This window comes from Streptomyces sp. AF1A, from assembly GCF_047340315.1.
Taxonomy (GTDB): domain Bacteria; phylum Actinomycetota; class Actinomycetes; order Streptomycetales; family Streptomycetaceae; genus Streptomyces.
In genome coordinates this window covers 1-22,664 of the sequence record NZ_JBLEBI010000109.1, presented here as the reverse complement: position 1 = coordinate 22,664, position 22,664 = coordinate 1, and the positions used below count along the sequence as shown (strand labels likewise).

Sequence of the window (22,664 nt, the reverse complement as noted above, 5' to 3'; positions counted from 1 at the left end):
CCGGCGCCGGGCTGCACGGCGTCGGGGAGCGGCATGCCGGTGCCGGCGGCCGGGGCGGGAGCGGCCGCGGTCAGCCGCATGCCACCCCCGTTGGTCTCGCTGACCAGCCGGTCCACCGCCGCCGTACCCGAGCTGTAGCTGGTCCCGGTGCCCAGCTCGGGTACGGCGGCTCCCCTCCTGGACCCGTAGAGCACCTGCTCCAGGCCGGACACCAGGCGACGCACGTCGACCTGGGGGCGCACCACGAGTCTCAGGAAGCGGCTGGACGAGCCGATCTTGTTGCCGCACTCGCGGACCAGGATCCGGTGCTCGGTGAGCATCCGGTCCCGGACCACCGTGCCCTCGGCACCGACGGGAAGGCGCACGAAGAGGAAGTTGCCCTGGGAGGGGTAGACCGTGAGGCCGGGAAGGGCGGACAGGTGGCTGGCCATCTCCAGCCGGTCCCGCCGGACCTGCGTCAGGCTCTGCGCGTACTCCGCGCTGTGCTCCTTGAGCATGAACACCACATGCTCGGCGAAGGAGTTGAGGTTCCACTTGGGGAGCATCGAGCGGACGCGGCCGGCCAGCGCCGGGTTCGCCACCAGATAGCCGAAGCGTATGCCGTGCAGGCCGAAGTTCTTGCCGAGGCTGCGCAGGACGACGACGTTCGGACGCAGCATCGCCTCCTCGACGACGCTCGGTTCGGCCTCCGCGTCGGCGAACTCCAGGAACGACTCGTCCACGACGATCAGGTCCAGGTCCGCCATCGCGTCCATGAACTGCACCACCGACTGCTTGCGCACATAGCCGCCGTCGGGGTTGTTCGGGTTGCAGATCACCGCCGCCCGGGTCCCCCGCGCCCGGATGAACTCGGCGTACCGGCCGAGGTCCAGCGCGAAGCCGTTCGCCTCCTGCAGCGGGAACATGTCGACCCGCTTGCCCGTCTCCATCGGCTGGTCCGTCCAGCGGCCGAACGTGGGGACCGGGACCGCCAGCGACTCCCGGACCAGCAGGTGGTCGATCCAGGTGATCAGCTCCGTGGAGCCGTTGCCCATCGCCACGCACTGCGGCGGCAGATGGAGCAGCCCGCACAGCTCCGCGGTGACCGTGTCGGCGCCGCTGGGGTAGTAGGTGACGATCTCGCGCAGCCGGGCCGCCATCTCGTCGAACATGGCCGGGGTCGGGAAGTACGGGTTGCACGGGATGCAGAAGTCCACCGGACCGGTCCCGTCACCGCCCTCGCGGGTCAGCGCCGCCATCGAGGGGCTGTGCGCGGCGGTGCCGCGGAACAACGAGGTGACGTTGCCGGACAAAGGGGTCCTCCGTTCGGGGCGGCCCGCGCGGGGGAGCGCGGGCCGCCCTTCAGTACGGAGACGGCGGTGCCGTCGTTCAACTCATGCGCTGAACGCGTGGATCGTCGTCGTGCGGTACGTCCGCCCCGGCCGCAGCACGGTGGACGGGAACGACGGCTCGTTCGGCGAGTCCGGGAAGTGCTGGGTCTCCAGGGCCAGGCCGTCGCCCTGCCGGTAGGTGCGCCCGGACGGGCCGACGAGGGTGCCGTCGAGGAAGTTGCCCGAGTAGAACTGCACACCGGGCTGGTCGGTCAGGATCCTCAGGGTGCGCCCGGAGCCGGGGTCGCGCAGGGTCGCCACGTGCTGCGGGCCGGCGGTCACCCCCTTGTCGAGCACGAAGTTGTGGTCGTAGCCCTTGGCGGTGACCAGCTGCGGGTGACCGGTGCGGATGTCCCGCCCGATCGGCTTGGGCCGGGTGAAGTCGAACGGGGTGCCCGCGACCCTCGCCAGCTCGCCGGTGGGGATCAGGCCCGCGTCGGTGGGGGTGAACCGGCCCGCGGCCAGCCACAGTTCGTGGTCGTAGATGCCGCCGCTGCCCTCGCCCGCGAGGTTGTAGTAGGTGTGGTTGGTGAGGTTGACGACCGTCGGCCTGTCGGTGGTGGCCTCGTAGTCGATCCGCCAGTCGCCGTGCCGGTTCAGCGTGAAGGTGACCTTCGTGCGCAGCGTGCCCGGATAGCCCATGTCGCCGTCGGGGCTGGTGCAGTGCAGGTGCAGGCCGACATCGGTGCCCGCGGTGAACGGCTCGACGTCCCACACCTTGGTGTTGAAGCCCTGGGCGCCGCCGTGCAGGCTGTTGACGCCGTCGTTGACGGAGAGCTGGTAGGTCCTGCCGTCGAGGGTGAACCGGCCCTTGGCGATGCGGTTGCCGTAGCGGCCGATGGTGGCGCCGAAGTAGGTGGTCCCGGCGACGTAGGCGGCGAGGTTGTCGTAGCCGAGCGAGACGTTGGCGTACCGGCCGTGCCGGTCGGGGATCTCCAGGGACTGCACGATGCCGCCGTAGGAGAGCACCTTCAGCCGCGTACCGCCGTTCTCGAGCGACCAGCGGTACACCTTCGTGCCGTCGGCCAGCGTGCCGAAGAGCTCCTTCACCGGCTTCCCTCCCGATGCGGCCTGGGCCTGGCTTCCCAGCGTGGTGGCGGCGAGACCCGCCGCCGCTGCCCCTGCGATGACCGTTCGTCTGTTCAGTTCCATGGACGGCTCCCAGTACGAGGAGGCGGGCCCCGCCGAGCGGCGGGGCCCGAGCTGATTCACGAACCGGACTTGCGCTTGTTCCACACGTCGAACCCGACCGCCACCAGCAGGGCCAGGCCCTTGATGACCTGCTGCCAGTCGGTGCCGACGCTGAGGAGGTTCATGCCGTTGTTCAGCACGCCGAGGACGAGACCGCCGATGATGGCGCCGAGGACGGTGCCGACACCGCCGCTCATGGACGCGCCACCGATGAACGACGAGGCGATGGCCTCGAGTTCGAAGTTGACGCCCGCCTTCGGCGAGGCCGCGTTCAGCCGGGCGGCGACCACCAGACCGGCCAGGGCCGCGAGCACGCCCATGTTCAGGAAGACGTAGAAGGTGACCTTCTTGTCCTTCACGCCGGACAGCTTGGCCGCCGGCAGGTTGCCGCCGATCGCGTAGATGTGTCGGCCGAAGACCGCGTTGCGCATGACGTAGCCGTAGCCGACGACCAGCGCGCCGAGGACGATCAGGATGATCGGGGCGCCCTTGTAGCTGGCGAGCAGCAGGGTGACGACGAGGATCGCGGCCACGAGCGCGACCAGCTTCAGCAGGAACAGGCGGGCGGGCAGCACCTCGAGCGCGAACTCCTGCTGGCGCCTGCGGTCCCGGAACTCCTGCCACACCACGGCCGCCGTCAGCACCAGGCCGAGCAGCAGCGTGAGGTTGTGGTAGTTGGTGTCCGGGCCGGTCTCGGGCAGGAAGCCGTTGCCGAGCTTCTGCAGGCCGTCCGGGAAGGGGCCGAGGGTCTGGCCCTTGAGGAGGATCTCCGTCAGGCCGCGGAAGAGCAGCATCCCGGCCAGGGTGACGATGAAGGACGGTATGCCGAGATAGGCGATCAGGAAGCCCTGTATCGCGCCGGCGGCGGCGCCGACCAGCAGGCACAGCACCAGCGCGACCGGCCAGGCGACCGCGTGCTGCACGGTCAGCACGGCCGCGAAGGCGCCGACGAACGCCGTGAGCGAGCCGACCGACAGGTCGATGTGCCCGGCGATGATGACCAGCATCATGCCGATCGCGAGGATCAGGATGTAGCTGTTCTGCAGCACCAGGTTGGAGACGTTGCGCGGCAGCAGCAGGTCCCCGTCGGTCCAGATCGCGAAGAGGACCACGATCAGGCCGAGCGCGATCAGCATGCCGTATTGGCGCATGTTGCGGCGCAGGCCGTCCAGCACCAGCTGGAGCAGCCCCGCACCGGCGCCCGCCCTGCCGCCGCCCGGCGGAGCGGGGGCCGGGCTCTTGGCGGTCACATCCGTGCTCATCGCGTCACCTCTTCGTCCTGCGTTTCCTTCGTCATATGGCGCATCAGCACTTCCTGCGTCGCCTCCGCCCGCGGCACCTCACCGGTCAGCCGCCCCGCGGCCATCGTGTAGATGCGGTCGCACATGCCGAGCAGCTCGGGCAGCTCGGAGGAGATGAAGACGACCGCCTTGCCCTGGGCGGCGAGCTGGTCGATGACCGTGTAGATCTCGTACTTGGCGCCCACGTCGATGCCGCGGGTCGGCTCGTCCAGGATCAGCACGTCGGGACCCGCGAAGATCCACTTGCTGAGGACGACCTTCTGCTGGTTGCCGCCCGACAGCTTCCCCACCGGCTCGAAGACCGTCGGCGCCTTGATGTTCATGGACGTGCGGAAGCCCTCGGCGACCTGCCGCTCCTCGTGCTCGTCGACCACGCCCCGCCTGGCGAGCCTGCCGAGCGCGGTCAGCGAGATGTTGCGGTTGATGGTGTCGATGAGGTTCAGGCCGTAGTGCTTGCGGTCCTCGGTGACGTACGCGATGCCGTGCGCGACCGCCTCCGGGACGGTCCTGGTGCGGATCTCCGTGCCGTCCTTGAGGACCGTGCCCCCGGCGTACCGGCCGTACGTCCGCCCGAACACGCTCATCGCCAGCTCCGTGCGGCCGGCGCCCATCAGGCCCGCGATGCCGACGATCTCGCCGCGCCGCACCTGGATCGACACGTCGTCGACGACCTTGCGCTGGTGGTCGATCGGGTGGAACACGGTCCAGCTCCGGACCTCCAGCGCCGGTGCCGCCCCCTCCTTCGGCCGGTGCGGGGTGCGTTCGGGGAAGCGGTGGTCGAGGTCGCGGCCGACCATGCCGGAGATGATCCGCTCCTCCGTGGTCTGCGGCGCCTTCACGTCGAGGGTCTCGATGGACCGGCCGTCCCGGAGGATCGTCACCGAGTCGGCGACCCTGCGGATCTCGCCCAGCTTGTGGGAGATGATGATGGAGGTGATGCCCTGGTTCTTCAGCTCCAGGATGAGGTCGAGCAGTTTGCCGCTGTCCTCGTCGTTGAGGGCGGCCGTCGGCTCGTCCAGGATCAGCAGCCTCACCTCCTTCGACAGCGCCTTGGCGATCTCCACCAGCTGCTGCTTGCCCACGCCGATGTCGGCGACCCGGGTCTCCGGGTGCTCGTGCAGACCGACCCGGCGCAGCAGCTCGGTGGCGTGGCGCAGGGTCTCGCGCCAGTTGATGAGGCCGTGCGTGGCGTGCTCGTTGCCGAGGAAGAGGTTCTCCGCGATGGACAGGTGCGGCACCAGCGCCAGCTCCTGGTGGATGATCACGATGCCGCGCTGCTCGCTCGCCCGGATGTCCCGGAACCGGCACGGCTCCCCCTCGAAGAGGATGTCCCCCTCGTAACTGCCGTACGGGTGGACGCCGGAGAGCACCTTCATCAGGGTGGACTTGCCGGCGCCGTTCTCCCCGCAGATGGCGTGGACCTCGCCCCGCCGGACGGTCAGGGTGACGTCCGACAGCGCCTTGACACCGGGAAAGGTCTTGACGATCGAGCGCATTTCCAGGACGGGTCCCGCCATGGTCGTGCCTTCCAATCCGTGGGTGTGGGGCGGGTTACTTGAGCTCGGACGCGGTGTAGTAGCCGCCGTCGACCAGGACCTGCTGGTAGTTCGACTTGTCGACGCTGACCGGCTGCAGCAGGTAGGCGGGCACGACCTTGGTGCCGTTGTCATACGTCTTGGTGTCGTTGACCTGCGGCTTCTTGCCCTTCAGGGCGTCGTCGACCATGGTCGCGGCGACCTTGGCGAGCTGCCGGGTGTCCTTGTAGACGGTCTGCGTCTGCTCACCGGCGATGATCGACTTCACCGAGGCCAGCTCGGCGTCCTGCCCGGTGACGACCGGCAGCGGCTTGCTCTTGGAGCCGTACCCGTCGGACTTCAGCGCGGACAGCACGCCGATGGAGATGCCGTCGTACGGGGAGAGCACCGCGTCGACCCGGCCGCTCTTGTAGGAGGAGGTGAGGACGTCCTCCATGCGGTGCTGGGCCGTCGTGCCGTCCCAGCGCAGGGTCGTGACCTTGTTGAGCTCGGTCTGACCGGACTTGACCACCAGCTCCTTCTTGTCGATGTACGGCTGCAGCACGCTCATCGCGCCGTTGAAGAAGTACTTGGTGTTGTTGTCGTCGTTGGAGCCCGCGAACAGCTCGATGTTGAACGGGCCCTTCTTGCCGCTGTCCAGGCCGAGCCGGTGCACGATGTACGTGCCCTGCAGCTTGCCGACCTTCTCGTTGTCGAACGAGGCGTAGTAGTCGACGTTCTTGGTGCCGAGGATCAGGCGGTCGTAGGCGATGACCGGGATGTGGGCGTCGGCCGCCTCCTGCAGCACGTTGTTCAGCGACTTGTTGTCGATCGCCGCGATGATCAGGCCCTTGACGCCCTGCGTGATCAGGTTCTCGATCTGCGAGACCTGGGTGTCCGGGTCGTCCTCGCCGTAGACGAGCTTCGTCTTGTAGCCCTTGGCCTGGAGGTTCTTGACGACGTTGTTGCCGTCGGCGATCCAGCGCTCGGAGGACTTGGTCGGCATCGCGATGCCGATGGTGGCGCCCTTGACGTCGCCCGCCTTCTCCTTGCTGCCGCCCTGGCTGTCCTGGCCGCAGGCGGTCAGGGTCAGGGCGAGCGAGGCGGCTCCGGCTATCGCGGCGAGTGCGGCTCTGCGGTTGCGCATGGTGATCAGTCCTTGGTCGTCTCGTCGTTCAGCGGTCACACAGTGAGGGGGAAGCGGTGGAGCATCCCGGGCAGCCGGGAGCCGAGCGGCGCCATGTCGCCGTCCGCGCCGTGCCGGGCGAGCAGGTCCAGGGCGAGCCGGCCGCGCCGCACCCGCTCCCGGGCGGTGTCCAGGGTCACGTCCCGCAGGTGGGTGCCCCACGGGTAGATGCCGGGAGCCTTGGACAGACCGAACTTCAGATAGAGCGGGGCGCCGCGCCGGATCAGCTCGGCGACCTCGTACATCCGCACATAGCCGCCGAGGTCGTCCGGTGCCTCGATGTACATGTCCATCGGGGCGGCGGACACCCGGCGGATCTCGGTGAGGTGGTCCAGCGTCAGATCGCTGGGCACGTTGACGGAGTCGGCGCCGAGCCGCTCGTACACGGCGTACGAGGCCGGGTTGACGGGGCCGATGAGCGCCGAGACCTTCAGGGTGGTGTCGGCCGGGATGATGCCGGTCTCCCGCGCCCGGTGCAGCGTCCACAGCACGCCCTCGTCCGCGACGAGCAGGCACTTGACGCCCAACTCGGTCGCCCGTACGGCGTCTTCGACGCAGCCGGCGACGGCGTCGTGGCCCCGGGCGCGCAGTCCGCCCCCGCGCGAGTCGGAGCGCACCGAGCCGCCGATGTCCCAGGTGCCGCGCGGACCGGTGAACAGGCAGAGTTCGATGTCGCGTTCGGCGGTGGCCTCGACCATCTCGGTGATCTCGGCGTCGGTGAGCATCCACACGCCGCTGCCCTGGCTGATCCGGTGGATCGGCACGTCGAGGCGCGAGGCCTCCTTCAGGACGACCGCCAGCGCCTCGGGACCCTCGCACGAGGGGATCTCGGTGCGCCAGCGGCCGCCGCCCGGGAAGCTGTGGGCGGAGGCGTCGGCGGGGTCGAGGGCGGGCGCGCCCAGACCGAGAGCGGCGAGCACCTGCTCGCCGGGCCTGCGGGCTGCTGGGGCGGAAGCGTCGGTCACGAGCTGTCCTTCGTGTGTGCAGAGGATCCTGGGTGTTCGGCGTGGTTCGGGGTTCGGCATCGTCCGGTGCCGTTCGGTATTTCGGGCGCCGTTCGCGGCTCGGGGCAGAGAAAGGGCCGTTGGGTGCGCCGGCCGGGGGGTCGTCAGGTCACGCCCCCGCCGGCGTACGGCTAGGGGGCGCCCTCGGGCCCGGGCCGCAGCAGCACCTTCCCCACCTTCGGGTCACCGGCCCCGACCAGCTCGATGGCCCGCGCGAACTCGGTCAGCGGCAGCTCGTGCGTGACCAGCGGCAGCGGGTCGAGCAGTCCGGCGCCGAACATCCGTACGGCGTGCGCCCAGGCGACCGGCGGCGCACCGAAGACCGTGTGCACCTCCACCTGGCGTACGACCAGGTCGGTCGGGTCGAGCCCGTCCGCGCCCGGCGCCGGGATGCCGGTCAGGACCAGGCGCCCGCCCCGCCTCGGCAGCGAGGCGGCGGTACGCGCGGCGGACGGGGAGCCGGCGGCCTCGATCACCACGTCGAAGTCGCCGGGCAGGTCCTGGTGCGCGAGCCGGTAGTCGGTGGCCCCGAACCGCCGGGACAGCGACTCCCGGTCGCTGTGCGCGCCCACCACCAGCAGCTGAGCCGGCGAGACCGCCCTCAGGAACTGCACGGCGAGCATCCCGAGCGTGCCCGTGCCGACCACCGCGACCCGCTCGCCCGGCCGGGCGCCCGCCTTCAGCGCGGCGGCCGCGATACAGGCGGCCGGCTCCAGCAGGGCGGCGGCGGTGAGGTCGGCGCCGTCCGGCAGGACGTGCAGCAGCCGGGCCGGCAGGGTGAGGGTGGCGGCCATGGCGCCGGGCTGGGTGAACCCGGTCTCCTCGTACCCGGCCGTGCACAGCGTGGTCTCGCCCGCGTGACAGCGGTCGCAGACCTGGCAGTTGCGGAAACCCTCCCCGACCACCTTCCGTCCGGCGAGCGCGGCCGGGACCCCCGCGCCCACCTCGCGCACGGTCCCGGACCACTCGTGCCCGGGCGTGAGCGGGTAACGCACGTATCCTTCGGGCCGGTTGCCCTGGTACACCTCGCGGTCGCTGCCGCAGATGCCGACCGCGTGCACGGCCACCAGCGCCTCGCCGGGGCCGGGAGAGCGGGGCGGGTGCGCCGCGAGCCGGTGCCGGCCGGGCGCCTCGACGACGACGGCGCTGCTCACCTGGACTCCTTGGGCGTGCGCCGCTCCCAGCCCTCGGCCCACAGGTCGAACCGGGCCTGCTGCTGCGGGAATTCGGCGGCCGCGTCCACGTCCAGCTCGACGCCGAGGCCGGGCGCGTCGGAGAGCCGGAAGTACCCGTCCACGACCTGCGGGGCGCCCTTGACCACCTTCTTGATCTCCGCGTCCGCGAAGTCGTTGAAGTGCTCCAGGATCTTGAAGTTCGGGGTCGAGAAGCCGACCTGGAGGGAGGCGGCGGTGAGCACCGACCCGCCCACGTTGTGCGGGGCGACGAGCATGTAGTGGGTCTCGGCGGTCGCGGCGAGCTTGCGCGTCTCCCAGATGCCGCCGATGTGGCCGACGTCGGGCTGCAGGATGTCCGCGGCCTGGTTCTCGAACAGCTCCCGGAACTCGATCCGGTCGTGGATGCGCTCACCGGTGGCGACCGGCAGGTCGACCTTCTCGGCGACCTTCTTCAGCGCCTTCAGGTTCTCCGGCGGCACCGGCTCCTCCAGCCAGGCCGGCCTGAAGGGCGCCATCTCCCTGGCCAGCCGGACCGCGGTGGCGGGGGAGAAGCGGCCGTGCATCTCCAGCATCAGCTCGGCGTCCGGGCCGATGGCGTCGCGCACGGCCTCGATGAGCGAGACGGCGTAACGGGTCTGCTCGTGGTCGAGTTCGAAGTGCCCGGTGCCGAACGGGTCGATCTTCAGCGCCCGGTAGCCGCGCTCCACCACGCCCTGGGCGGCCTTGTGATAGGCCTCCGGCGTGCGCTCGGTCGTGTACCAGCCGTTGGCGTACGCCTTCACCCGGTCGGTCACGTTGCCGCCGAGCAGCTGCCAGACCGGGACGCCGAGCGCCTTGCCCTTGATGTCCCAGCAGGCCATCTCGACCGCCGCGATGCCGGACATGACGATCTCGCCGGCGCGGCCGAAGTCGCCGTACTTCATCCGGCGCACCAGGTCCTCGAGGGCGAACGGGTCCGAGCCGAGGATGTGGTTGGCCTCGGCCTCGCGCAGATAGCCGATCAGCGCGTCGGTGCGACCGAGCATCCGCGTCTCGCCGACTCCCGTGATGCCCTCGTCGGTGTGCACCTGGACGTAGGTCAGGTTGCGCCACGGCGTACCGACCACGTGTGTGCTGATTCGGGTGATGCGCACGGCAGTTGCCCTTCGCTGTTCGGTATTTCGTCGTACGTTCGAAATGCTGGCGTGACAGTAGGAGCGTGCGACAGGGGTGTCAATGGGGCGAACAGATAACGGTTTCGGCAAGCCTTTCGAGAATTCTTTCGCTCCCGCACGAAACCTTCACAAAGGTGCCTGGTGACGTGACCGATCCGGACTTTAGTCTTCCCGCGTCATGGACTACTGCCACCCGTGCCAACGGCACCTCAACGGCGCCCTGGCCTGCCCCGGGTGCGGAACACCGGCCGGCCGGACGGCCGACTCCGCGCACATACCGGCGGCGCCCGTGTACGCGGGCGCGCCCCCGGCACCGGGATACGGCGGGCAGGTGCCCGCGCAGGCGTACGGCGCGGGGTACGGCCACGGGCATGGCGCGGCTCACCCGGCCGGTCCCCAGTACCCGCAGCAGTACGCCCAGGGGGGACATCACCAGGCGGGCCCGCAAGAGTCCGCAGGCCCCGAGGAGCCGCACGGGCCGTCCGGGGCCCGGAGGCCGGAGGACCCCGAGGAGATCCAGGAGACCCAAGAGGTCGAGGAGTCCGGGGAGCCCGGGGAGCCCGGGAAGATCGAGGGGGCCGAGGCGGCTCGGCCGCGGGAAGAGCCCCGGGCCGGCGGCCGGGCCGCCCGGCGCAGGGAACGGGGCGCCGCCACCGTGAGCCCCGCCGACGCCGACTCCAGCCGGCGCGACCGCAAGGCCGCCGCCCACCGCCGCCGCCGTCGCCGTACGCTCCTGGTCGCCGCCGGATTCGTCCTGGCGGCGGGCTGCCTCAGTCTCGCCGAACTCGGCACGGACGCCCCTTTCTCGCCCTTCGCCGGCAGCCCGGCCACCGCCGGGGACACCTCGGCGGACGGCGGCACGTCCTCCGCATCGCCCGGGCGTACGACCGACCCGGTCAACGCCACCTCCGGTAACGCCACAGGGGCCGGCGTCGCCTCCCCGGGCGCCTCGGTCTCCGCCTCCGCCTCCAAGTCCCCGAAGAGGCACAAGCACTCCGCGTCGCCGTCGGCCACGGACACGACCCGGCAGTCGGCGGCCACGGGCGGCGGCCCGACCCCGACGTCCCCCGCCGCCCCGGCCACCACGCCCCCCGCGGCGAGCCCGAGCAGCGCCCCCACGACCTCGGGCCCGAGCCCGCACCCGTCGCCCAGCAAGACCTGCACCCGCTTCCTGTGGTGGTGCTCCTGAGCCGGGCTGGTGGCCGTGCCCCCGGCCCGATGGGCCGTCCGGGGCATCGGTGGCACCGAACCGGACGCGGCGGCCGTTGAGTCGAAGTGGTGCCTCTCGCCGTACCGATCTCGGGAACGCCTGGTATCGGCGAGGGGGAGCGGCGAGCAGCGGCTCAGTTGAGGAGTGCGGATGACGCAGGACATCACCGTCCACGGCACGGTCGCCGAGGGCTTCGAGGCGGTGCGCGAGGAGTTCGCGGCCCTCGTCGCCGGGGAACGCAGCGACTACGAGGGCCAGTTGTGCGCATACGTGCAGGGGCGAAGGGTCGTCGACCTGTGGGCGGGCGGCGAGGCGGACTCCCTGTACGGCGTGTTCTCGTCGACCACGGGTGCCGCGCACCTGGTGGTCGCGCTCCTGGTGCAGGACGGCACGCTGGAGCTGGACCGCAAAGTGACCTACTACTGGCCCGAGTTCGGCGCCGAGGGCAAGGGCGCGGTGACCCTGAGAGACCTGCTGGCGCACCGTGCGGGCCTGGTCGGGATCGACGCCGGGTTCTCCGCCGAGGAGATGGCCGACGACCGGATGACGGCCGAACGGCTCGCCGACCAGAAGCCGTTCTGGCGGCCGGGCACGGCCTTCGGCCACCACGCGCTCGTGATCGGCGCACTCACCGGGGAGGTGGTGCGCCGGGCCACCGGCCACAGCCTCCAGGAGGTCTACGAGGACCGGGTGCGCGCGCCCTACGGCATGGACTTCTTCCTGGGGCTGCCCGAGTCCGAGGAGCCGCGCTTCCGCACGGTCCAGCCGATGCTGCCGACCCCCGAGCAGCAGGCGCTCCTGGCCGCCCGGCCGACCGGACGGCACACGCTGGCCTCGATCGCCCACAACACGCACGTCTCCGGGCCGGGCACGCCGGACGGGTACGTCAACTCCCGCCTCGTACGCGCCAAGGGACCGGCGTCCGCGGGCGGTGTCGCCTCCGCGCGCGGGCTCGCCACGCTGTACGCGGCGGCGATCAGCGAGCTGGGCGACCGGCCGCCGCTGCTCAAGCCCGACACGGTCGCCGAGGTCGGCCAGATCCACTCCGTCGGCCACGACCTGGTGACCCGGGCCCACGCGGCGTACGGGCTCGGCTTCCAGGCGACCGCGGACATGTGGCACCCAGTACTGGGCGCGGGCGCGTTCGGCCACAGCGGCGCCGGCGGCTCCCAGGCCTTCGCCGACCCGCGCAGCGGCCTGGCCTACGGCTACACCCGGCGCCGGATGGCCTTTCCCGGCGGAGCGGCACCGGAGAACGAACGGCTGGTCACGGCGGTACACCGGGCGGCGCTGAGGACGAACTGACGCCGGCTTTCCACCGAGGGGCCGCGGGTTTGGGCCGAGGGGCCGAGGGTCCGGGCCGAGGTGGCGCTGGTCCCGGCCGAGGGGCCGCGGGTCCGGGCCGGTGGCCGAGGGTCCGGGCCGAGGCGGCGCGGGTCCGGGCCGAAGGGCCACGGCGGACCGCGCGACCAGCCACGGCGGACCGCGCGACCAGCCACGGCGGACCGCGCGACCAGCCACGGCGGACCCGCGCCCGGAAACGGACCGTGCCCTGGAGGACGCCCCGGCCGGCAAGGCGGCCGCACCCCACGTCCAAGGGTGCGGCCTCCGCTGTCTGCAACGACGGCTCTCAGGCCGGCGTCACGCCGATGTCGCCGCGAGCCGTCTTCGAGCACGGGTCCACCTGGTGGGCCCGCGGGACGCGCGCCGAGATCTCCCTCCGCGACTCGCGCCCACCATCGACGGCGGATGCCGGAAGGAAGCCACCGCAGCGCGGAAAGCCCCGGCCGGGGCCGGGTGTCAGAGCTTGACGACCATCTTGCCGATGTTGTCGCCGCGCAGCACCCCGAGGAACGCCTCCAGGGTGTTCTCGACGCCGTCCACGACCGTCTCGCGGTACTTCAGCTCGCCCGAGGCGACCCACTGGCCCACCTCCTGGACGAACTGCGGCTGCAGGTCGTAGTGGTCGCCGACCAGGAAGCCCTCGATGCGGCCCCGGGTCTGGATGAGGCGGGCCAGGTTCCTCGGGCCGGGGGCGGGCTCGGTGTTGTTGTAGACCGAGATCATGCCGCAGACCGCGATCCGGCCGCCCAGGTTGAGCGAGCCGATGGCTGCCTCCAGGTGCTCCCCGCCCACGTTGTCGAAGTAGACGTCGATGCCGTCGGGCGCGGCCTCGCGCAGCTGCTCGGCGACGGGCCCGTGCTTGTAGTTGAACGCGGCGTCGAAGCCGTACTCGTCCAGGAGCAGCTTGACCTTCTCGTCGGACCCGGCCGAGCCGATCACCCGGGAGGCGCCCTTGAGCCGGGCGATCTGGCCGACCTGGCTGCCCACGGCGCCGGCCGCGCCGGAGACGAAGACGGCGTCGCCCTCCTTGAAGGAGGCCGTGCGCAGCAGGCCGGCGTATGCGGTCAGGCCCGTCATGCCGAGGACGCCGAGGTACGTCGACAGCGGCGCGGCGCCGGGGTCGACCTTGACGGCCTGCTGCGCGTCCACGGCCGCGTACTCGCGCCAGCCGAGGAAGTGCAGGACGTGGTCGCCGGGCGCGAAGCCCTCGGCGTGGGACTCGATCACCTCGCCGACCGCGCCGCCCTGCATGACCTTGCCCAGCTCGTACGGGGCCGCGTAGGACTTCGCGGCACTCATTCGGCCGCGCATGTACGGGTCCACGGAGAGGTACTTGTTCCGCACCAGCACCTGACCCTCACCCGGGGTCGGAACCGGCGCCTCGACGAGGGCGAAGTCCTCGGGCTTCGGCCAGCCGACGGGACGGCTGAGCAGGTGCCACTCGCGGTTGATCATGACGGTGCCCTTTCCAAATTACTTCAGTACCTGAAACAACCATGCGCTTGAATATTTCATGATGTCAAGTAACCGGGTATCCTGGACCGCATGTCCACCCCATCGAAGACCCACCGCCCCGACGCCCTGACCATGGAGGTCGTCGAGCTCATCGGGGACGTCGTGGCCCGCTTCTACGCGGACTACGAGGAAGCGGCGGGCGAGCACGCGCTCACCGGACCGCAGGCCCGGCTGCTCAGCCTGCTCTCCCTGGAGCCGCTGCCCATGCGCAAACTGGCGCAGAAGCTGAAGTGCGAGCCGTCGAACGTGACCGGGATCGTGGACCGCCTGGAGGCCCGCGGCCTCGCGGAGCGCCGTTCCGACCCGGCCGACCGCCGGGTGAAGGTGGCCGCCGCCACCGAGCAGGGCCGGCAGGTGGCCCGGGAGCTGCGCGAGGGCCTGCACTTCGCCCGCGAACCCCTGGCCGGGCTGTCGGAGGAGGAGCGGCGCACCCTGCGGGACCTGCTGCGCCGCATGCTGGGCTCCTGACGGTCCGCTGGACGCCTGCTGGACGCCCGCGGGCCGCGCACGAGCCTTGGGTAAAGTTTGCGCCATGCGTGATCTCGGGGCGGGGTTCGGTCATCTGGTGAACGGCCAGCGGTGGATGGCCCGGCACGGCCAGAGCTACGGCTTCGGCCTGCTGCCCGGCCTGATCACGCTGGTCCTCTACGCGGCGGCGCTGGTGGCGCTCGCCGTGGGGGGCGAGGACGCCGTCGGCTGGGCGACCCCGTTCGCGGACGACTGGTCCAGCCCCTGGCAGGGGCTGTTCCGCGGCTTCCTGACCGCCGTGCTCTTCGCCCTCGGACTGCTCCTGGCCGTGCTCACCTTCACCGCGGCCACCCTGCTGATCGGCCAGCCCTTCTACGAAAACCTTTCGGAGAAGGTCGACGCCGACCTCTCGCCCGACGGCACCGTCCCGCGCTCCGGCCTCCCGCTCTGGCGCGAGCTGTGGACATCGGCACGCGACAGCCTGCGCATCCTCGTCCGGGCCGCCCTGTGGGGCGTGCTGCTCTTCGCCCTCGGCTTCCTGCCGGTCGTCGGCCAGACCCTCGTCCCGGTGATCGGCTTCTTCGTCACCGGCTTCTTCCTCACCGAGGAACTCACCTCCGTCGCCCTGCAGCGCCGCGGCGTCGAACTCCGCGCCCGGCTCGCGCTCCTGCGCTCCCGCAGGACGCTGGTGTGGGGCTTCGGCGCCCCGCTGGGCCTGGCCTTCCTCGTCCCGTTCGTCGCGGTGTTCCTGATGCCGGGCGCGGTCGCCGGCGCCACCCTCCTCGCCCGCGAGCTGCTGGGCGAGGAGAGCGCGCGGCAGCGGACCGAGGACGACGAGGTCACCTCCTGACGAACGTGGCCTCGGCCGCCACCGTCACGACGGCCCGCACCTGGGCGACGATGTCCAGCCGATTGCGCACGAACTCCGGGTCGGTGACCGCGCCGGTCGCCGGGTCGGCGTTGCCCGCGCCGAACTGCAGCACCGGCGTGTGCAGATGGCCGCCGGGCAGCGTGTCGTGCAGCCCGAGCCGGTCGCGCAGCAGGGTGGCCCGGTAGGCGATCTCGTTGGACAGGTAGTCGCCGCCGCCCCCGGCGCGGGCGGTGGAGCCCGGTGTCGGACCGTCGGGCCGTACGACCGGATCGGTGCGGCCCACGGGAATCTCGGTCACCTCGGTGTGGTCGTACACCGGGAACCGCCCGGTGTGCGCGGCCGTGATCGCCCGGTAGGGCAGGGTGGTCGTCGTCCACTGGGGCTGGGTGGCGGGGTCGGCGACGGGGACGGTCTCCGTCCGCGGGACGCCGTCGTTGTCCGGGAAGCCGCCCCGCCAGGCCCCGTTGGTGCGCTCGACGTCGAACCGGCCCACGCGGCCCTGGCTGACGGTGGTGAACAGGTCCACCTTCGGCAGGTACGGCCGCAGCGTCCGCTCCACCGTGCCCTGCGTGAAGTCCCGCCAGCGCACCGGGAAGACGGCTGTCTCGATGCGCGCCGGGCCCTCGGCCGTCCCGACGAGAGTGCCGTCGAGCGCGAGCGCGCTCGCCCCGGACGGGTTGGAGATGCGGATGTCCCGGTCGAGGGTGAAGGGGTCGAAGCCGGTGAGGAGGATCCGCCTCAGGCGGGCGTGCCCGGGATACCGGATGTCGTCCTGCCCGCGCGAGGTGCGCTCCAACCGGTCGAGCAGCGCCCTGCGTTGCGGGTCGGTGAGGCCGAACCCCGGTTGCCAGGTGCGCACTTCCCGGGTCATGCCCAGCCGCGCCCAGTACAGCGGCCGGTCGTCGTCCCGGCTGAGGTCGCCGCCGGCCGGGCCCCGGCCCTGCGCCCGGTCCACGGCCCGCCGCCACAGCGCGGAACCCTCCCGTGCGACGATGCGCCGGGCCTGCGCATAGGAGCGGGCCCGCTCCAGGTCGTGGCCGAACTCCGGGGCGACGTCGGCGAATCCGGAGCGCCGGAGGATCTCCTGCGGCACGGCCTGGTCGAGCCGCTGCTCCTCGACCGTGGGGGAGGGGGCGGCGGGCGCGGCGGTGGCCGTGCCGGCGGGGGCGGACAGCCCGGTGAGCAGGGCCAGCGCGAGCGTGCCGAGGCGAGCGCGTAGGGGGGTCAAGGCGGTTGGGGTCCTTTCGTGTCGCTGTGGGGCGCGTGGTGCGGTGGACGCCGGAAGTATCGCGGAGCCGTGACGCCGGTGGAACCCGTACGCGCGGGCGGCGCGCGGCGCTGTGCCTCCTCCTCGCGGGGCCGGGGCCGGGGCTCGTCGACGACGTGCCCCCGGACGAGCGTGGGCCGGGGCCCTCAGTCCACCGGCTCGCCCAGCAGGCGCAGGAAGTCGCGGAAGGCGCCCGGCATGTCGACGGACTCCGGGTCCAGCAGCCACTGGTACTGCAGGCCGTCCATCACGGCGACGAGCAGCGGGGCGGTGCGCTCCGGAGTGAGCCCGTTGGGCAGCCGGTCGCCGTACTCGGCGCGCAGCACCCTGGCCATGGACGTCCGGACGCGGGCGTACCGCTCGGTGAAGTAGGCGCGCGCCGGATGGTCCTCCGTCACGCTCTCGCCGAGCAGGGCGCAGAAGGTCTGGATGATCGCCGGGCGCATCGCGTTGTACTCGACCAGGGAGGCCAGCAGATCCATCCGCCACTGCGTGTCCGGCACGGCGTCCCACCGGTCCCGCTCCTGGAGCACGGCCACCAGCAGGGCGTCCTTGGTGGGGAAGTGGTGCAGCAGCCCCTGCTGGGTGAGTCCCACCCGCTCGGCGACCGCGGCAAGGCTCGCCCCCCGGTAACCACGCTCGGCGATCACCTCCAGCGCCGCCCCCACGATCTCCGCGCGCCGCTCCTCGCTCCTGACCCTGGCGTTCATGACGTCACGGTACGGCATGACCGCCCACTCAATATAACGGCAGGGTAACGTTACCTACCACTCGACAGGTGGCGGATGCACGATGGAGGCACCCGCACCGACGTCGAGGAGGAGGCACCGCGATGGAGGAATCCCAGCGCACCCAGGCCGACCGGGCCCGCGAGGCGGTCGTGGAGGCCGCCCTCGGCAAGCTCGACCTCGACGCCAAGGCCCGGCTGCTGGCCGGCCAGGACATGTGGAGCCTGCCCGCGCTGCCCGAGATCGGCCTGCGGTCGCTGGTCATGTCCGACGGCCCGATCGGCGTCCGGGGCGTGCGCTGGACCGCCGACGACCCGTCCGTCGCCCTGCCCTCGCCCACCGCGCTGGCCGCCACCTGGGACCCCGAACTCGCCCGCCGCGCAGGCGTCCTGCTCGCCCAGGAAGCCCGCCGCAAGGGCGTCCACGTACTGCTCGCCCCCACCGTCAACCTGCACCGCTCCCCGCTCGGCGGCCGCCACTTCGAGTGCTACAGCGAGGACCCGTACCTGACCGGCGTGATCGGCACCGGCTATGTGACCGGCGTCCAGTCCGGCGGCGTCGGCACCACGGTCAAGCACTTCGTCGCCAACGACGCGGAGACCGACCGCTTCACCGTCGACAACCTGGTCTGCGAACGCGCCCTGCGCGAGCTGTACCTGGCGCCCTTCGAGGCGATCGTCGTGAACGCCCGTCCCTGGGGCGTCATGACCGCCTACAACACGGTCAACGGCACGACGATGACCGAGCACCACCACCTGGTCGAGGAGGTGCTGCGCGGCGAGTGGGGCTTCGACGGCGTCAACGTCTCCGACTGGACGGCCGCCCGGGACACGGTGGGCGCCGTCAACGGCGGCCTGGACGTGGCCATGCCCGGCCCGCGGACCGTCTTCGGCGAGGCGCTCGCCCGCGCCGTGCGGGACGGCCGGGTCGCCGAGGCCACCGTCGACGCGGCCGTCCGCCGGGTGCTGCGCCTCGCCGCCCGCGTCGGCGTCCTGGAGGGCGCCGAACCCGTCGTGCCCGAACCGCCCGCCCCCCTCGACGGGGAGGCGCTGGCCCGCGAGATCGCCCGCCGCTCCTTCGTCCTCGTCCGCAACGAGAACGGCGTCCTGCCCCTGAAGCCGGACACCACCGTCGCCCTCATCGGCGCCGCCGCCCGGGACGCCCGCATCCTCGGCGGCGGCTCCGCCACCGTCTTCCCGGCGCGCGTCGTCTCCCCGCTGGACGGCCTCACCGCCGCCCTCCCCGAGGGTGCCCTCAGCTACGCCGTCGGCGCCGACCCGGCCACCGAACTCGCCGTCGCCGGCCGGGGCTTCACGCTGCGGGCCGTCTGCCGGGACGCGGACGGCACCGTCATCGGCACCGGTTCCGCCCCGAACGGCCAGATCCAGTGGATGGGTTCGGACCTCCCCGAAGGCGTCACCCACGACACCCTGCACACCGTCGAGCTCACCGGCACGTTCACGCCGCGCGAGTCCGGCCCGCACACCTTCGGCATCAAGGGCATGGGCGCCTTCACGCTCACCATCGACGGGGCGACGTACTACGACGACGTCCAGCGCCCCGACAAGGACGGCCCGTTCGAGGGCTTCTTCGGCCCCCCCGTGCCCCGCGCCCAGGCGGAACTCACCGCCGGCGAGCCCGTCGACGTCTCCCTGACGCATGTCGTCCGGCTGTCCGACGACCTTCCCATGAAGGTCGTCGCCTTCGCCCTCGCCCACGCGGCCCCGCAGCGCGACCCCGACGAGCTGATCGCCGAGGCCGCCGAGACCGCCCGCAACGCCGACACGGCCGTCGTCGTGGTCGCCACCACCGACCGTGTGGAGTCCGAGGGCTTCGACCGTGCGGACCTGCGCCTGCCCGGCCGTCAGGACGACCTGGTCCGGGCCGTCGCCGCCGCCAACCCGAACACCGTGGTGGTCGTCAACTCCGGCTCCCCGGTCGAGCTGCCCTGGCGGGAGGAGGTCGCCGCCGTGCTGCTCGGCTGGTTCCCCGGCCAGGAGGGCGGCGCCGCCCTCGCCGACGTGCTCACCGGCGCCCACGAGCCCGGCGGCCGGCTCCCCACCACCTGGGGTGCCCTCGCCGACGCGCCGGTCACGCAGGTCGTCCCCACCGACGGCCGCCTCCCCTACACGGAGGGCGTCTTCATCGGCTACCGCGCCTGGGACCGGGCCGGCCGCACCCCGTCGTACCCCTTCGGCCACGGCCTCGGGTACACCGACTGGACCTACGAGTCACTCGAGGTGTACGGCACCACGGTGCGCGTCCGCGTCCGCAACACCGGCAGCCGGCCCGGCCGGGAGGTCGTGCAGGTCTACGTCTGCCCGGCCGGCCCCGGCCCCGGCCCCGAGCGCCCGGCACGTCTGCTGGCCGGCTTTGCCGCCGCCGAGGCCGGGCCCGGCGAGAGCGCCGAGGTGAGCGTCGAACTCCCGCACCGCGCCTTCGAGGTCTGGGACGAGGAGACGAAGTCGTGGGCGTTTGTGAAGGGTTCGTACGAGATCACCGCGAGCCGGTCGATCACCGGCCACGGGCTCACCGCGCCGATTAACGTCTGATCCGGGACAAGTTCCACGCAGGGGACGCGGTCCCCCACCAGCAGCCCCGGTCCGGTGACCTGACCTCCGGACCGGGGCTCGTCCCCGAGGGCAGCGCGCCCGGGGGCCGTCACCGGCGGGACACAGGGCGACCGCGGTCGCTCAGCGCGCCGAGAAGCCGTACACCGTCTCGGAGCGGTACACCTCGCCCGGACGCAGCACGGTGCTCGGGAAGTCCGGGCGGTTCGGGGAGTCCGGGAAGTGCTGGGTCTCCAGGGCGATGCCGTCGCCGGGCGCGAAGGGGCCGCTCAGGTGGTCGGCGCTGTAGAGCTGGAGGCCCGGCTCGGTCGTCGCCACGGTCAGGGTCCGCCCGGAGGCCGGGTCGTGCAGCTCGGCGACCTCCTCGGCCGCCTCGGTGACGCCCTTGTCCAGAACGAAGTTGTGGTCGTAGCCCGAGCCGACCTTGCGGGCGGTGCGGAAGTCGAAGGCGGTGCCGGTCACGTCCGCCGGCGCCCCGGCGGGGATCAGGCCGGCGTCGACCGGGGTGAACCGGGACGCGGCGAGCCGCAGTTCGTGGCCGCCCGCGTGGCCCGCGCCGGCCAGGTTGAAGTAGCTGTGGTTCGTGAGGTTGATCACGGTCGGCGCGTCCGTCTCCGCCTCGTACGCGATCCGCAGCGCACCCGACGCGTCCAGGGTGTACGTCGCCGACACCGCCAGCCGGCCCGGGAAGCCCTCCTCGCCGTGCGGGCTCACCCGGGAGAGCCGCACCCCGTCCGCCACGGGCTCTGCCTGCCACACCCGCTTGTCGAAGCCGTGGGCGCCGCCGTGCAGGGAGTTCGGGCCGTCGTTCGGCTCCAGGGCGTACACGCGGCCGTCCAGCGGGAAGCGGGCGCCCGCGATCCGGTTGGCGTACCGGCCGACCAGGGCGCCGAGATACGGCTCCGGGTGCGCGAGGTAGCCGTCCAGGCCGGCGAACCCCAGCACGACGTCGGCCGTCCGGCCCTCCCGGTCCGGGACCCGAACCGACCGCACGATCCCGCCGTACGTCAGGATCTCCACCCGGGTCCCGGCCCGCTCCAGGGTCCAGCGGTGGACCTCGGTGCCGTCGGGAAGTGTGCCGAAAAGTTCGCTCATGTGGAAAACCCTAGGTGATCGGCACCCTAGGCCACCGGATCGGGGGCCGTGACCGTCCGGTAGGCGATCGCCGCGAGCCGGGCCTGGCCGTCCTTGCTGGGGTGGAACCAGTCCCAGTGGCTCAGCTGGTTGGTGCCGAACCGGTAGTCGTAGACCGCGTTGCCGTCGAAGCGGCAGCGGCGGTCCCTGGCGCAGACGTCCTCCAGCACCGCGTTGTACGCGACCACCCGCTGCTGCACGCGCTCCCGCCGCCGGGCCGCCGCGGCGCTCAGGTCGTCCGCGTCACCCAGCATCGAGGGGCAGATGCCGAGCTTCCACACCTCCCTGCCCAGCGGGCTGGTCCGGCCCTGCGACCACAGCCGCAGCAGGTTCGGCACGCTCGCCACGTACAGCTGTGTCCTCGGATGCCCCGCGCGCAGGGTGCGCACGGCCCTCTCGAAGTCCGCGCGGAAGGCGGCAACCGAGGTCATCGCGCGCGCCGAGGACCGGCAGGCGTCGTTCGCCCCCACCATCACCGTCACCAGGTCCGGGTTCCGGGCGGCTGCCCGCGCCATCTGGCCCGGCAGGTCCGCCATCCGGGCCCCGGTCACCGCGTAGTTCCAGCTGCGCCGGGCCGCCCCGGCCGTCCCGAGCAGCCGCACCGCCAGGCTGTCCACCGCCGCGTCGCTGCCCGTCGCCCACGACACCTCGGGGCAGTCCGACAGCACCATGCACGCGTCGAAGCCGCGCGTGATGGAGTCGCCGATCGCGGCGATCGAGCGTGGGCTGCGGTTCCACACGGGCGCCGTGGCGGCGTGCGTCCTGGTGCCCTGCGGGGTGGGCGCGTCGCCGCCGCCCCCGGCGCCGCACCCGGCGACCCCCAGCACGGCGGCCGCCGCGACGCCGAGGGCCGTCCGCGCACGGTGGCTTCGCTTCCGCATCCCTGCTGATCTCCTCGCTCGACATCCGGTGCCTTCCCCCATGACAACGTGCGCGGGTTCCCGGCCGGGCCCACGGGAACGGACGGGCCCCGTACAAGCGTCCCCCTGGGTGAATGGCGGCGGTTTCCCGGCACCGGGACCGACGGTACGTCACACTCCTTGCGCCGACGCAGGGTAGCCTCGCCATCAACGCGGCCGTCGCGCCACTGCCGCCCAGCCAGTCCGCAAGATGTCCCGCTCTGCCCGGAGGTTCCGGTGACGACACGTGGAGTTCTGTACGTGCACTCCGCGCCGCGCGCGCTGTGCCCGCACGTCGAGTGGGCCGTCGCCGGGGTGCTCGGCACGCGCGTCAGCCTCGACTGGATCCGGCAGCCCGCTGCCCCCGGCACCTGGCGCTCGGAGTTCTCCTGGCAGGGCGAGGCCGGCACCGCCTCCAAGCTCGCCTCGGCGCTGCGCGGCTGGCACCTGCTGCGCTTCGAGGTCACCGCCGAGCCCTGCCCGACCGCCGAGGGCGAGCGCTACAGCTGCACGCCCGACCTCGGCATCTTCCACGCCGTCACCGGCATCCACGGCGACATCCTGATCCCCGAGGACCGCCTCCGCGCCGCCCTGACCCGCTCCCAGCGCGACGAGACGGACCTGGAGGCGGAGATCGCCAGGCTCCTGGGCAAGCCCTGGGACGACGAACTGGAGCCGTTCCGCTACGCCGGCGAGGGAGCACCGGTGCGCTGGCTGCACCAGGTGGTGTGAGCACGGAACGACCGAGAAGGGCCCCGTCCGT

General features: G+C 72.2%; 19 protein-coding genes. 6 read left to right on the top strand and 13 right to left on the bottom strand.

Going from position 1 to position 22,664, the window contains the following annotated elements:
* The 8 genes from ACLU3S_RS24685 to ACLU3S_RS24650 form a co-directional block, all read right to left on the bottom strand.
* Nucleotides 1–1,292 (bottom strand): pyridoxal phosphate-dependent aminotransferase (locus ACLU3S_RS24685; RefSeq protein ID WP_413954133.1); only part of this gene is annotated, 1,292 nt, incomplete at its 3' end.
* 81 nt (nt 1,293–1,373) lie between these two features.
* The gene (locus ACLU3S_RS24680) at nt 1,374–2,522 is read right to left on the bottom strand and encodes an aldose epimerase family protein (RefSeq protein ID WP_413954132.1); all 1,149 of its coding nucleotides are present in this window, start codon (nt 2,520–2,522) and stop codon (nt 1,374–1,376) included.
* Nucleotides 2,523–2,578: 56 nt separating this feature from the next.
* The gene (mmsB, locus tag ACLU3S_RS24675; protein ID WP_413954131.1) at nt 2,579–3,823 is read right to left on the bottom strand and encodes a multiple monosaccharide ABC transporter permease; all 1,245 of its coding nucleotides are present in this window, start codon (nt 3,821–3,823) and stop codon (nt 2,579–2,581) included.
* Nucleotides 3,820–5,379, bottom strand: a complete 1,560-nt coding sequence (mmsA, locus tag ACLU3S_RS24670; protein WP_413954130.1) for a multiple monosaccharide ABC transporter ATP-binding protein — start codon at nt 5,377–5,379, stop codon at nt 3,820–3,822. The genes mmsB and mmsA overlap by 4 nt, the downstream gene beginning before the upstream one ends.
* Nucleotides 5,380–5,413: 34 nt before the next feature.
* Nucleotides 5,414–6,523 (bottom strand): multiple monosaccharide ABC transporter substrate-binding protein, encoded by a 1,110-nt coding sequence (gene chvE, locus ACLU3S_RS24665; protein ID WP_413954129.1) that lies wholly within the window; start codon nt 6,521–6,523, stop codon nt 5,414–5,416.
* 35 nt (nt 6,524–6,558) lie between these two features.
* The gene (locus ACLU3S_RS24660) at nt 6,559–7,527 is read right to left on the bottom strand and encodes a hypothetical protein (protein WP_413954128.1); all 969 of its coding nucleotides are present in this window, start codon (nt 7,525–7,527) and stop codon (nt 6,559–6,561) included.
* Between the two features lie 170 nt (nt 7,528–7,697).
* On the bottom strand, nt 7,698–8,720 hold the full coding sequence (locus ACLU3S_RS24655) for a zinc-dependent alcohol dehydrogenase (protein ID WP_413954127.1): 1,023 nt from the start codon (nt 8,718–8,720) through the stop codon (nt 7,698–7,700).
* Entirely contained in the window at nt 8,717–9,874 is a 1,158-nt protein-coding gene (locus ACLU3S_RS24650; protein ID WP_413954126.1) for a mandelate racemase/muconate lactonizing enzyme family protein, read from the bottom strand. Before ACLU3S_RS24650 ends, ACLU3S_RS24655 begins: the two co-directional genes overlap by 4 nt.
* A 199-nt stretch (nt 9,875–10,073) precedes the next feature.
* Between ACLU3S_RS24650 and ACLU3S_RS24645 the strand changes: the two genes are divergently transcribed.
* Entirely contained in the window at nt 10,074–11,084 is a 1,011-nt protein-coding gene (locus tag ACLU3S_RS24645) for a hypothetical protein (protein ID WP_413954125.1), read from the top strand.
* A gap of 171 nt (nt 11,085–11,255) precedes the next feature.
* Nucleotides 11,256–12,410, top strand: a complete 1,155-nt coding sequence (locus ACLU3S_RS24640) for a serine hydrolase domain-containing protein (RefSeq protein ID WP_413954124.1) — start codon at nt 11,256–11,258, stop codon at nt 12,408–12,410.
* Between the two features lie 495 nt (nt 12,411–12,905).
* Here ACLU3S_RS24640 and ACLU3S_RS24635 read toward each other — a convergent pair whose 3' ends face one another.
* On the bottom strand, nt 12,906–13,904 hold the full coding sequence (locus ACLU3S_RS24635; RefSeq protein WP_413954123.1) for an NADP-dependent oxidoreductase: 999 nt from the start codon (nt 13,902–13,904) through the stop codon (nt 12,906–12,908).
* Nucleotides 13,905–13,994: 90 nt separating this feature from the next.
* On the opposite strand from ACLU3S_RS24635, the gene ACLU3S_RS24630 reads away from it, so the two are divergent.
* The gene (locus ACLU3S_RS24630) at nt 13,995–14,432 is read left to right on the top strand and encodes a MarR family winged helix-turn-helix transcriptional regulator (protein WP_413954122.1); all 438 of its coding nucleotides are present in this window, start codon (nt 13,995–13,997) and stop codon (nt 14,430–14,432) included.
* A 64-nt stretch (nt 14,433–14,496) separates the two neighbouring features.
* Nucleotides 14,497–15,282 carry an EI24 domain-containing protein gene (locus tag ACLU3S_RS24625; RefSeq protein ID WP_413954121.1) on the top strand — a complete coding sequence of 262 codons (786 nt, stop codon included), beginning with the start codon at nt 14,497–14,499 and terminating at the stop codon, nt 15,280–15,282.
* On the opposite strand, the gene ACLU3S_RS24620 is transcribed toward ACLU3S_RS24625, so the two are convergent.
* Nucleotides 15,272–16,531 (bottom strand): pyroglutamyl peptidase, encoded by a 1,260-nt coding sequence (locus tag ACLU3S_RS24620; protein ID WP_413954120.1) that lies wholly within the window; start codon nt 16,529–16,531, stop codon nt 15,272–15,274. The genes ACLU3S_RS24625 and ACLU3S_RS24620 overlap by 11 nt on opposite strands.
* A gap of 185 nt (nt 16,532–16,716) precedes the next feature.
* Nucleotides 16,717–17,298, bottom strand: coding sequence for a TetR/AcrR family transcriptional regulator (locus ACLU3S_RS24615; protein WP_413954119.1), 582 nt, complete (start codon nt 17,296–17,298; stop codon nt 16,717–16,719).
* 104 nt (nt 17,299–17,402) lie between these two features.
* Here ACLU3S_RS24615 and ACLU3S_RS24610 point away from each other — a divergent pair, with 104 nt between their 5' ends.
* On the top strand, nt 17,403–19,850 hold the full coding sequence (locus ACLU3S_RS24610) for a beta-glucosidase H (protein WP_413954118.1): 2,448 nt from the start codon (nt 17,403–17,405) through the stop codon (nt 19,848–19,850).
* 141 nt (nt 19,851–19,991) lie between these two features.
* Here ACLU3S_RS24610 and ACLU3S_RS24605 read toward each other — a convergent pair whose 3' ends face one another.
* Complete coding sequence (locus ACLU3S_RS24605; protein WP_413954117.1) at nt 19,992–20,963, bottom strand: aldose epimerase family protein; 972 nt, start codon at nt 20,961–20,963, stop codon at nt 19,992–19,994.
* Nucleotides 20,964–20,989: 26 nt separating this feature from the next.
* Nucleotides 20,990–21,883, bottom strand: coding sequence for an SGNH/GDSL hydrolase family protein (locus ACLU3S_RS24600; RefSeq protein WP_413954116.1), 894 nt, complete (start codon nt 21,881–21,883; stop codon nt 20,990–20,992).
* Between the two features lie 255 nt (nt 21,884–22,138).
* Here ACLU3S_RS24600 and ACLU3S_RS24595 point away from each other — a divergent pair, with 255 nt between their 5' ends.
* Nucleotides 22,139–22,633, top strand: coding sequence for a DUF3145 domain-containing protein (locus ACLU3S_RS24595; RefSeq protein WP_413954115.1), 495 nt, complete (start codon nt 22,139–22,141; stop codon nt 22,631–22,633).
* Nucleotides 22,634–22,664 lie beyond the last annotated feature (31 nt).

Bases quoted from the DNA above. Each gene is read 5' to 3' on its own strand.
- ACLU3S_RS24680 (WP_413954132.1), bottom strand. From the start codon at position 2,522: ATGGAACTGAACAGACGAACGGTCATCGCAGGGGCAGCGGCGGCGGGT.
- mmsB (WP_413954131.1), bottom strand. From the start codon at position 3,823: ATGAGCACGGATGTGACCGCCAAGAGCCCGGCCCCCGCTCCGCCGGGC.
- mmsA (WP_413954130.1), bottom strand. From the start codon at position 5,379: ATGGCGGGACCCGTCCTGGAAATGCGCTCGATCGTCAAGACCTTTCCC.
- chvE (WP_413954129.1), bottom strand. From the start codon at position 6,523: ATGCGCAACCGCAGAGCCGCACTCGCCGCGATAGCCGGAGCCGCCTCG.
- ACLU3S_RS24645 (WP_413954125.1), top strand. From the start codon at position 10,074: ATGGACTACTGCCACCCGTGCCAACGGCACCTCAACGGCGCCCTGGCC.
- ACLU3S_RS24640 (WP_413954124.1), top strand. From the start codon at position 11,256: ATGACGCAGGACATCACCGTCCACGGCACGGTCGCCGAGGGCTTCGAG.
- ACLU3S_RS24635 (WP_413954123.1), bottom strand. From the start codon at position 13,904: ATGATCAACCGCGAGTGGCACCTGCTCAGCCGTCCCGTCGGCTGGCCG.
- ACLU3S_RS24630 (WP_413954122.1), top strand. From the start codon at position 13,995: ATGTCCACCCCATCGAAGACCCACCGCCCCGACGCCCTGACCATGGAG.
- ACLU3S_RS24625 (WP_413954121.1), top strand. From the start codon at position 14,497: ATGCGTGATCTCGGGGCGGGGTTCGGTCATCTGGTGAACGGCCAGCGG.
- ACLU3S_RS24615 (WP_413954119.1), bottom strand. From the start codon at position 17,298: ATGCCGTACCGTGACGTCATGAACGCCAGGGTCAGGAGCGAGGAGCGG.
- ACLU3S_RS24610 (WP_413954118.1), top strand. From the start codon at position 17,403: ATGGAGGAATCCCAGCGCACCCAGGCCGACCGGGCCCGCGAGGCGGTC.
- ACLU3S_RS24605 (WP_413954117.1), bottom strand. From the start codon at position 20,963: ATGAGCGAACTTTTCGGCACACTTCCCGACGGCACCGAGGTCCACCGC.
- ACLU3S_RS24600 (WP_413954116.1), bottom strand. From the start codon at position 21,883: ATGCGGAAGCGAAGCCACCGTGCGCGGACGGCCCTCGGCGTCGCGGCG.